Source organism: Kitasatospora phosalacinea, from assembly GCF_000716545.1.
Classification (GTDB): domain Bacteria; phylum Actinomycetota; class Actinomycetes; order Streptomycetales; family Streptomycetaceae; genus Kitasatospora; species Kitasatospora phosalacinea.
This window is the reverse complement of the sequence record NZ_JNWZ01000080.1, coordinates 24,229-32,242: the sequence shown is the minus strand read 5'-3', so window position 1 is coordinate 32,242 and position 8,014 is coordinate 24,229. Positions and strand designations below refer to the sequence as shown.

At 74.3% G+C, this 8,014-nt stretch carries 11 protein-coding genes; 3 read left to right on the top strand and 8 right to left on the bottom strand.

The annotated features are described in order from the left end of the window. Window positions 1-194: 194 nt before the first annotated feature. From OO48_RS39385 to OO48_RS29600, 5 genes are all read right to left on the bottom strand, one after another. Window positions 195-1,127 (bottom strand): hypothetical protein, encoded by a 933-nt coding sequence (locus tag OO48_RS39385; RefSeq protein WP_051733087.1) that lies wholly within the window; start codon window positions 1,125-1,127, stop codon window positions 195-197. Further along, a complete protein-coding gene (locus tag OO48_RS34635) occupies window positions 1,124-2,050 on the bottom strand; it encodes a hypothetical protein (RefSeq protein ID WP_157845569.1) in 927 nt (308 codons plus the stop codon). Before OO48_RS34635 ends, OO48_RS39385 begins: the two co-directional genes overlap by 4 nt. 325 nt (window positions 2,051-2,375) lie before the next feature. Beyond that, window positions 2,376-2,675 carry a DUF2316 family protein gene (locus OO48_RS29610; RefSeq protein ID WP_033221837.1) on the bottom strand — a complete coding sequence of 100 codons (300 nt, stop codon included), beginning with the start codon at window positions 2,673-2,675 and terminating at the stop codon, window positions 2,376-2,378. Window positions 2,676-2,788: 113 nt separating this feature from the next. Further along, the gene (locus tag OO48_RS29605) at window positions 2,789-3,043 is read right to left on the bottom strand and encodes a hypothetical protein (RefSeq protein WP_106970450.1); all 255 of its coding nucleotides are present in this window, start codon (window positions 3,041-3,043) and stop codon (window positions 2,789-2,791) included. After that, complete coding sequence (locus tag OO48_RS29600) at window positions 3,040-3,453, bottom strand: winged helix-turn-helix transcriptional regulator (RefSeq protein WP_033221835.1); 414 nt, start codon at window positions 3,451-3,453, stop codon at window positions 3,040-3,042. The genes OO48_RS29605 and OO48_RS29600 overlap by 4 nt, the downstream gene beginning before the upstream one ends. 73 nt (window positions 3,454-3,526) lie before the next feature. Here OO48_RS29600 and OO48_RS29595 point away from each other — a divergent pair, with 73 nt between their 5' ends. Further along, window positions 3,527-4,177, top strand: a complete 651-nt coding sequence (locus OO48_RS29595) for an NADPH-dependent F420 reductase (RefSeq protein WP_209439560.1) — start codon at window positions 3,527-3,529, stop codon at window positions 4,175-4,177. A gap of 16 nt (window positions 4,178-4,193) precedes the next feature. Here OO48_RS29595 and OO48_RS29590 read toward each other — a convergent pair whose 3' ends face one another. The 3 genes from OO48_RS29590 to OO48_RS29580 all read right to left on the bottom strand — a co-directional run bounded on the left by OO48_RS29590 (window position 4,194) and on the right by OO48_RS29580 (window position 6,276). Continuing rightward, a complete protein-coding gene (locus tag OO48_RS29590) occupies window positions 4,194-4,595 on the bottom strand; it encodes a hypothetical protein (RefSeq protein ID WP_033221832.1) in 402 nt (133 codons plus the stop codon). A gap of 205 nt (window positions 4,596-4,800) precedes the next feature. Beyond that, a complete protein-coding gene (locus OO48_RS29585) occupies window positions 4,801-5,223 on the bottom strand; it encodes a hypothetical protein (protein ID WP_033221831.1) in 423 nt (140 codons plus the stop codon). 69 nt (window positions 5,224-5,292) lie between these two features. Next, the gene (locus tag OO48_RS29580) at window positions 5,293-6,276 is read right to left on the bottom strand and encodes a TIGR01777 family oxidoreductase (RefSeq protein WP_033221830.1); all 984 of its coding nucleotides are present in this window, start codon (window positions 6,274-6,276) and stop codon (window positions 5,293-5,295) included. 330 nt (window positions 6,277-6,606) lie between these two features. Between OO48_RS29580 and OO48_RS29575 the strand changes: the two genes are divergently transcribed. Next, window positions 6,607-7,509: a LysR family transcriptional regulator gene (locus OO48_RS29575; protein WP_033221828.1), complete on the top strand. Its 903-nt coding sequence runs from the start codon at window positions 6,607-6,609 to the stop codon at window positions 7,507-7,509. Window positions 7,510-7,610: 101 nt separating this feature from the next. Then, window positions 7,611-7,793 (top strand): 4-oxalocrotonate tautomerase DmpI, encoded by a 183-nt coding sequence (dmpI, locus tag OO48_RS29570; protein WP_033221823.1) that lies wholly within the window; start codon window positions 7,611-7,613, stop codon window positions 7,791-7,793. Window positions 7,794-8,014 lie beyond the last annotated feature (221 nt).

The window sequence follows — 8,014 nt, the reverse complement described above, 5'->3', positions numbered from 1 at the left end:
GCGTGGTGGAGCCTAGAGAACTCCCATCATCGCAGGTCGCAAGGCATCTCTTCGTTCTACGGGACCTTCCCGACAGCGATCACCCGGTGGATCCGGGCTGAACCACCGCCCGAAGACGCTCGCAAGAGGACGCCGCGCCCGGCCCCGCACGGATGGTTCCCGTGCGGCGCCGGGCCCGGCGTCCTCGCTGCCGGTCAGTCGGTCCGGACCCACTCCTGTCCGCCCGTCAGGCGGTACCGGGCCTGCGGCCGGTCCCCGGCCGGGTGCGGGGCCCCCTCGTGGACGCCGCTCCCGGTCAGGGAACGGGTCGGTTGCAGGGTCAGGCAGTAGTCCTTGGCGTTGAAGGTCTGGGCGACGACGGTGCTGATGTTGGAGCTGGACGGGCTGGTCACCAGGATGTTCTTGATCGTGGTGCCGGTGCCGTCGACCGACAGCACCCCGACCGTCCGGGTCATCGCGTTGAGCACGCCGAACTGGAGCTCCTGGTTGGTGTCCACCGTGAACTTCACCTGGGTGGTCTCGGTGTTGGTGCGCTTCCACTCGTGCGAGTAGGTGGCCTTGAACGCCATCTGGAAGGCCGCGGTCGCGGTGAGCTTGAGCTGGCCGGAGGCGGTGGCGCTGCTGCTGGTGGTGGACGATCCGCCGGTGGTGGTGTCGGTGTTGGGGCCCTTGTCCTTGGGGGCGGTGGTGTCGGTGTGCGAGGTCTCCGTCTTGTCGGAGTTCGCCACCGTGCCGGACACGTTGGTGGTGTTGTCGATCGTCCCCTCGACGGTGGCGGAGCCGGAGATCTCACCGGCCAGGTTGTCGGTCGCGCTCGACTCCATCACCACCGTCCGGTACACCGCGATCTTCTGGTTGGTGCAGTTGATGACGGTGTTGCCGACCGAGACGACGGCGGCGGTGCGCTCCACCGCCAGCCCGGGGAGGAACCGGAAGCCGCACCCGTACTCGCGCCCGCAGCCGCGCGCCACGGCGGCCGCGTCGGGCAGCGGGGTGTCGCCGTCGAAGGCCCGCGCCACCAGGTCCTCCACGGCCTGCTGCGGCGCCGACTCGTCCGCGAACGCGGGCCCGGCCGTCGGCCCGCCGACCAGCAGCAGCGCGACGGCCAGCGCCGCGCCCCGCTTCACCGCTTGCTCCAGGTGCCCTCGGCGGTGCGCACGTACACGGCGTCCGGCACCCGCCCCGGCGGCTCCGGCGCCACCGTCACCGGGCCAGGTTCCGCCGCCGCCCGGCCCGGCGGGCGCAGCGCCAGGCAGACGTCCGGGCGGGAGAAGGTCTGCGCGACGATGGAACTGCTGGTGGCGACGGACGGGCTGTCCACCACCACGTTCTTGACGAACCGGCCGGTGTGGTTCACCGACAGGATGCCGACCACCCGCGTCACCGCGGTGAGCGTCCCGAACTGGAGCTCGTCGTTGGACGACACCGTGAACACCACCCGGGTGGTCTCCCGCACGGTGGCCTGCCACTGCTTGGAGTAGGAGGCCTGGAAGGCGAGTTCGAAACTGGCCTTGGCGCCCAGGTGGAGGGCGTTCGAGCCGGCCACGGTGGTGGTGTTGTCCTTGTTGTTCTGGAACTTGTCCTGGGTGGTCGGGCCCTTGTCCTTGTTCGGCCCGTACTCGATGGTGCTGTTGGTGGTGCCGTTCGCCTGGCTGCCCTGCGCGGAGGCGGTCACGGTGGTGTCGATGCTGCCGGTGACCGTGGCCTTGCCGGAGATCGAGCCGCCGATGTTGTCGGTGCTGCTGCTGGCCACCGTCAGGGTGCGGTCGACCTCCATCGGCTCGCCGGTGCAGTTGATCGCGGCGTTCCCGATCGAGGCGACGGCGCTGCCGAACAGCCCGATCACCCGGTCCGTCGCCCGGAAGGTGCAGGTGCCCGGCTGGTCGCACTGCGCGGCCACCTCCTCGGGCGAGGCCAGCTTGGTGTCACCGTCGTACGCCTCGGCCACCGGCATCGGCGGCAGCGGCGCGGGCCCGGCGGATCCGGCCGCCTCAGCCGTCCCGGTCGCCTCGGCGGCCGCGGCCGGCGCGACCGGTGCGGCGAGCGGCACCAGGCCGCCCAGGACCGCCAGCCCGGTCAGCGCGGCCCCCGGCGCCAGCGCGGCGCACCTGCTTATCCACCTGGCCGTTCGCACCGTTCGCACCGTTCGCGCCGTTCGCGCCGTTCGCGGGCATGCGGAACCAACCACGGACGTGCTCCTCACTCGTCGACGACCCCCGTACCCGAGCCGTCCGAACGGGCACCGAACCCGTGGACGGCCCCCCGCCCCATCCTCCGCGACCTCCGGATCGCAGGCGAACGGTCGGTCGTCGCGGGTGCGCCATTCGATGGGACGTCACCCGGTGGGACGTCAAAGGGCGCCCAGCGGTGGCGGATCAGGCCCGGCGCGGGGCCTTTCGCAGCGGGAACCAGCGTTCGGCCGCCGCCCGCGCCTCCTCGGTGAGTACGGTGTACGGGACGGGCTCGCGGCCCGCCGCGCGCACCAGGTCCTCCAGGTGGTCGCGCAGCAGCCACACGTCCTCCGGGTCCGCCCCGGCGACGTCCAGCGCCTGCGCCAACCGCTGCTCGTCGAAGCCGAGTTCCGCCCCGGCCCGGCCCGCGTCGCCCCCGGTCAGCTCCAGGTTGGCCCGCAACTCGGCGGCAGTACGGGCGCACTCCTCGGCATTCAACGACACGGTGACCCCTCTCCGAACGGGCGGACGGCTGGACGGCTGGACGGGCGAGCGGTCACCACCCTTGCCCGCCCTGCCCGCATGCTACCGACGCGTCCGCCGTCGGAGCGCCGCCGTCACCGCTCGGCGCGGCGCCGCCGCCGGTACTCCGCCGGCCGGCCGCGCACCTGCTGCTCGTCGTGCAGGTACGGCTCGCCGGGGCCGTGCCGCAGGTCGATGCCGTGGAGCAGTTCCAGCGCCCAGCGGGAGGTCTCGTCCCGCTCCCGCGCGTCGTCCGACAGCCTCCGGCCGGCCCAGCGGTCGACGGCGTCCCGGTCCGCGGTGCCGTCCGCGACCTCGGCGAGCCGCCGCCCGGTCCCGTCCTCCGTCACGCCTCCTCCGCTTCCGCCGATGCCAACGACTCCGCCGGCTCCGTCGCCTCCTGCGCGCCCACCGCGTCCGCCGCGTCCTGGGCGGCCATCACCTGGTCACCGTACGCGAAGGCCCAGGCGCCGAAGGCGTCGATGGCGGGCAGCAGGGTCCGTCCCAGCGCGGTGAGTTCGTAGGTCACGCCGGTGCTCCCGGGGCGCGGCGGGTGGCGCTCGACCAGGCCGTTGTACTGCAGGCGGCGCAGCGTCTCGGTGAGGACCTTGGAGCTGATGCCGCCGATCCGGCCGCGCAGTTCGGCGGGTCGGTACGGGCCGTCCCGCAGGGCCCAGAGCAGCACGGCGTTCCAGGTGTTGGAGAGCAGGTCGAAGGCGAGGCGGGCGCGGCAGTCGGCGAGCAGTCGGTCAGTGGTCACGTACCGAATGGTGCCCGACCGTCTCCCTAGGCTCGTGTCCGAGGTCGGAAGCTCTTGGAACGGGAGACAGTTGATGAGGATCGGCATTCTGGGGACGGGCAACATGGCGGACGCGCTGGGCACCCACTGGGCGCGGGCCGGACACCGGCTCACCGTCGGCGGCCGCGACCTGGCGAAGGCCGGACGCCTGGCCGAGCGGATCGGGCACGGGGCGCGGCCCGGCGACCTGCGGGCGGCGGCGGACGCCGACGTGGTGCTCGTCGCCCTGCCGTTCGGGGCCGGCGCGGAGGTGGTCCGGGCGCTCGCCGAGCCGCTCGCGGGGCGGACCCTGCTCGACTGCGCCAACCCGGTCGGCCCCGGCTTCCGGCTGCTGACCAGCCACGGACCGTCCGCCGCCGAGCAGTTGGCGTCCGCCGCACCCCGCTCCCACGTGGTCAAGGCGTTCAACCTCTGCCACGAGGACGTCTGGCGGATGCGCCCGCCGGTCTTCGACGGCCGCCCGCTCGCCGTCCCGCTGTGCGGCGACGACGCCACCGCGCTGACCCGGGCATCCGAGCTGGTGAGCGACCTGGGCTGCACCCCGTTCCCCACCGGCGGCCTCGACCGGGCCGGCCTGCTGGAGGCCACCGCCGCCCTCTTCATCGGCCTGTGGGTCGGCACCGGCGCGGACGCCCAGGCCATCGCACCCCCGCTCGCGTACGCGTCCGGCCCGATCGGCGGCTGACCGTACGCCGCCTTCCCTACTGCGCGCCTTCGTCGACGCCGTCCGGCGGCCGGGGTCCGGCCAGGAGCCCGTGCGCGTACCGGTTCTCCGGGTCGAGCTCCCGGACGGCCTGCCGGGCCTCCCCCGCCCGGCCCGTCTCGCCGAGCAGCCGGACCAGGGCGTACAGCGCGCCACGGTCGCCGTCGGCGGCCCGGGCGCGCAACTCCGGCGCCATCCCCCGTTCCCGCAGCGTCCGGTTGAGCCTGCGCCCCGCGTGGACGTCCGTCCGGGCGAGCCGCTCCAGCTCCTCCAGACGTCCCGCGTCGACGAGCAGGTCCATGTGTCGGAGGTGGTCGTCGTGGGCGCGGTAGTCGGTGGAGTAACACTCGGCCCGGGCACTCACCAGCCCGATGGCGGTGTCCCAATCGCCGCGGCGCACCGCTTCCTCGACCTGCTCGCACCCTTGCGGAGGACGGACTCCGCTGCCCGGACCCGCGCTCCCGGCCCGCCCGTTCGGCATCGCCACCACTGCCCCTCGGTTCTCCCGCCCCACCGCGTCCGACCCTTCGCCCGGTTCCGCTTCCAACTCTGCCGCCCCACCGAGCCGACCGCCCGACCGCCCTCCGACCGCCCGTCCGTCCGGTTCAGACGGCGCGCAGCAGGTGGTCCGTCGGGGCGTAGTCGATCTTCCAGTCGACGTAGACCCCCGGCGCGCCGTCCCGCAGGCAGCGCAGCCCCACCGTCACCCACCGCACCGAACCGTCGGTCCTCAGCGAGAACGCCACCGCCGCCTCGAACTCGTCTCCCCCGCACGGGCATTCGGCCACCTCGGGCTCGGCTTCCACCCACACTTCCGCGCTGTCCGCGAGGAACGCCCGCTCCTCGCAGCGGACGCACTCCCGCCCGGCGCACCCCTCGGTGTCGTCCACCCGGACGGTGAACGCCCGCCCGCCGCACCCCTCGCACACGCACCCGGCGAGCAGCACCGGCCGGTACTCGGCGGCCTCGCGCAGGAACTCCGCGAGCTCCGCGGAGACGGCCGCGCCCTCCCGCTGATCAGCATCCACGTCCTCATCCTGGCAGCACCCCCGGACATCCGGGCCCGCCCCTGCTCCACCCCGCCCCGCCCCGCCGGTTCAGGCGGCGCCGGTCCGGACCGGGGAGGGCGCCCCGGGGCGGCGGAGCGACGTGCGGCGGGCGACCAACTCGCGTGCGGCGTCCGCGCAGTGCGGGAAGTCGAAGGCGAAACCGGCGTCCAGCAGGCGGCCGGGGACCACCCGACGGCTCTTCAGCAGCAGCTCGGTGTCCGTCCGGAGTGCGAACGCCCCGAGTTCGGCCATCCAGCGGGTGGCGGGCAGGCCCACCGGCACGCCGTTGGCGCGCCGCACCTCCCGCATCAGCTCCCGGTGCGGCAGCGGGTTCGGTGCGGCCAGGTTGACCGGCCCGGACAGTTCCTCCCGCTCGACCAGGAAGCGCACCGCCCGGACGAAGTCCCGCTCGTGGATCCAGGAGACGTACTGCCGCCCGCCCGCGACCGGTCCGCCCAGGCCGAGCCGGGCCAGCCGGGACAGCACGTCGAAGACGCCGCCCCGGTTCGGGCTGAGCACCATCGCGGCCCGCAGCGCCACCTTGCGGGTGCCGGGCGTCCGGGCCCCGTCCTGCGCGGCCTCCCAGTTCCGGGCGATCCGGACGCTGTACTCCCAGTAGTTCGGGACGCCCGGCTCGGCGCCGCCGATGACGCCGGTCGCCTCGTCGTTCGGGGCGTCGTACCGGTGCGCGTACACCGTGGCGGTGCTCATCTGCAGCCAGACCCGGGGCGGGCGCGCGGCGGCGGCGATCGCCTCGCCGACCACCCGCGCCGAGTCCACCCGGGAGTCCATCATCTGCCGGAGGTTCTCCGGCGTGTAGCGGCAACTCACCGTCCGACCGGCCAGGTTGACCACCGCGTCGGCGCCGTCCAGCTGCTCGGCCCAGCGGCCGAGGGTCCGGCCGTCCCAGGCCACGTGGTGCGGAGCGGTGGGCGTCCTGGTCAGGATCACCACCTGGTGCCCGTCGGCGCGCAGCGCACGCTCCAGCATCGTGCCGACCTGCCCGGTCCCACCGGGGATCACGTACTTCACGGGAGAGAACGTATACCGAAAACTGAACCCGTTCAATTTACCCCCCGCAAGACCCTCCCACCCCTCCTCCCGCTGCCCGCCCGAGCCGCCCGCCCTCCCCGTGCCCATGCCCGTGCCCGCGCCTGTGCCCGTGAACCCCGAACAGCCGGATCCGGCCGAACTCTCCCTCCTGTGCGACGCCTTCGGCATCGACCCCGCCGACACCGCAGACGGACGCCGACCCGGCCGCGCACCTCGGCGCCTGACACCCTCCGCTCCCCGCCCCTTCCCGGCTGCGATCATGGTCCGCGTCACCGGCGGGGCCGGAACGCCGAGCAGAGGGGGAAGCGGGTGGAACTGCGGCAGTTGCGCTGTTTCGTCGCCGTCGCGGAGGAGTTGCACTTCGGCCGGGCCGCCGAGCGGCTGCTGCTCGGACAGCCCGCCGTGAGCCAGCAAGTACGGCGGTTGGAGCGCGAGTTGCGGGTCGAGCTGTTCGACCGCTCGCCCCGGCACGTGCGCCTGACGCCGGCGGGCGAGCGCTTCCTGCCCGCGGCCCGGAACGTACTGGCGGCCGAGGACGCGGCCCGCGCCCTCGCCGCCGACCTGGCCGCGCCGACCGTGCTCCGGCTGGGCACCGTCGGCGGGCTCGGGGAGCGTTTGGACGACATCCTGGACGCCTACCGCCGCCGGGCCCCGGCCGTGCGCGTCGAGCTCCACTCCGAGCCCGTCCGGGAGCGGCTGGCCCGCCTCGCGGACGGCCGGCTCGACGCCGCCTTCGTCCGCGGCGCGGTCCCCGGCGACGACGACCTGCGCTACCTGCCGCTCTGGCAGGACGAGTTGGTGATCGCACTGCCCGCCGGGCACCCGCTGGCCGAGCGGCCCGCGATCGACCTCGCCGAACTCGCCGGGCTGCCACTGCTGCTGACCGAGCGGCGCAACCACCCGGCCCTGGTCGACCTGGTGACGGACGCCTGCGAGCGGTCCGGCTTCCGACCGCTGTTCGGGCCGCCGCACAGCACCCTGCAGAACACCCTCGCCACGATCGGCGCCGGCGCCCCGATGTGGACGGTGGTGTACGCGGCCAACGCCCGGATGACGCACGCCCGCCGGGTCGCCTTCCGCCCCTGCCGCACCCCGCTGGCGCTGCCGGTGTCGCTCGCCGTCCGGCGCTCCGCCCCGCCGCCCCGGCTGCTCCTGGAGGCCTGCCGCCGGACGCCCGCCCCCTCCCCGACCGGCGACGATCAGGATCCGTGATCGCTGCGAGAGCGGATCGGGTCTGGGTGCGGGCGGCCGGATCCGGTGGACTGGTGTCGGCCGGAAGGACCGGCCCGCAGGACGGACACCAGGAGTCGAAGATGCCGATCGTCACCATTCAGCAGGGCCCGCGCGGGGTGGAGCAGAAGCGCGAACTGGTCGCCCGGGTCACCGAGGCCTTCGTGGCAGCCCTGGACTGCCCGGCCGAGAGCGTCCTGGTCTGGATCCAGGAGTACCCGGCCGAGAACTGGGGCAAGGCCGGCAAGCTCACCGCCGACCAGTAGCCCCCCGACCGGGCCCGGCCGGGGGGCGGACTCGGGAGCGACGCCGAGAGGTTTCCGGGGGACGCCCCGGAAACGCCCGCCGGGACGACCGACCGGACGTCACCCAGCGTGTCGGATCCGCGCTCGAAGCGCCGTCCGCAGCGCCCGCGACCGCCTTCCGCCCGGCGATTCGTGACTGGGCGTAATCGTTTGACCGGCCTTCCGGGTCCGTGCGATCTTGC

Coding starts and splice junctions, on each gene's coding strand:
- OO48_RS29595 (WP_209439560.1), top strand. CDS start 3,527: ATGAGGATCGGCATTCTGGGGACGGGCAACATGGCGGACGCGCTGGGC.
- dmpI (WP_033221823.1), top strand. CDS start 7,611: ATGCCGATCGTCACCATTCAGCAGGGCCCGCGCGGGGTGGAGCAGAAG.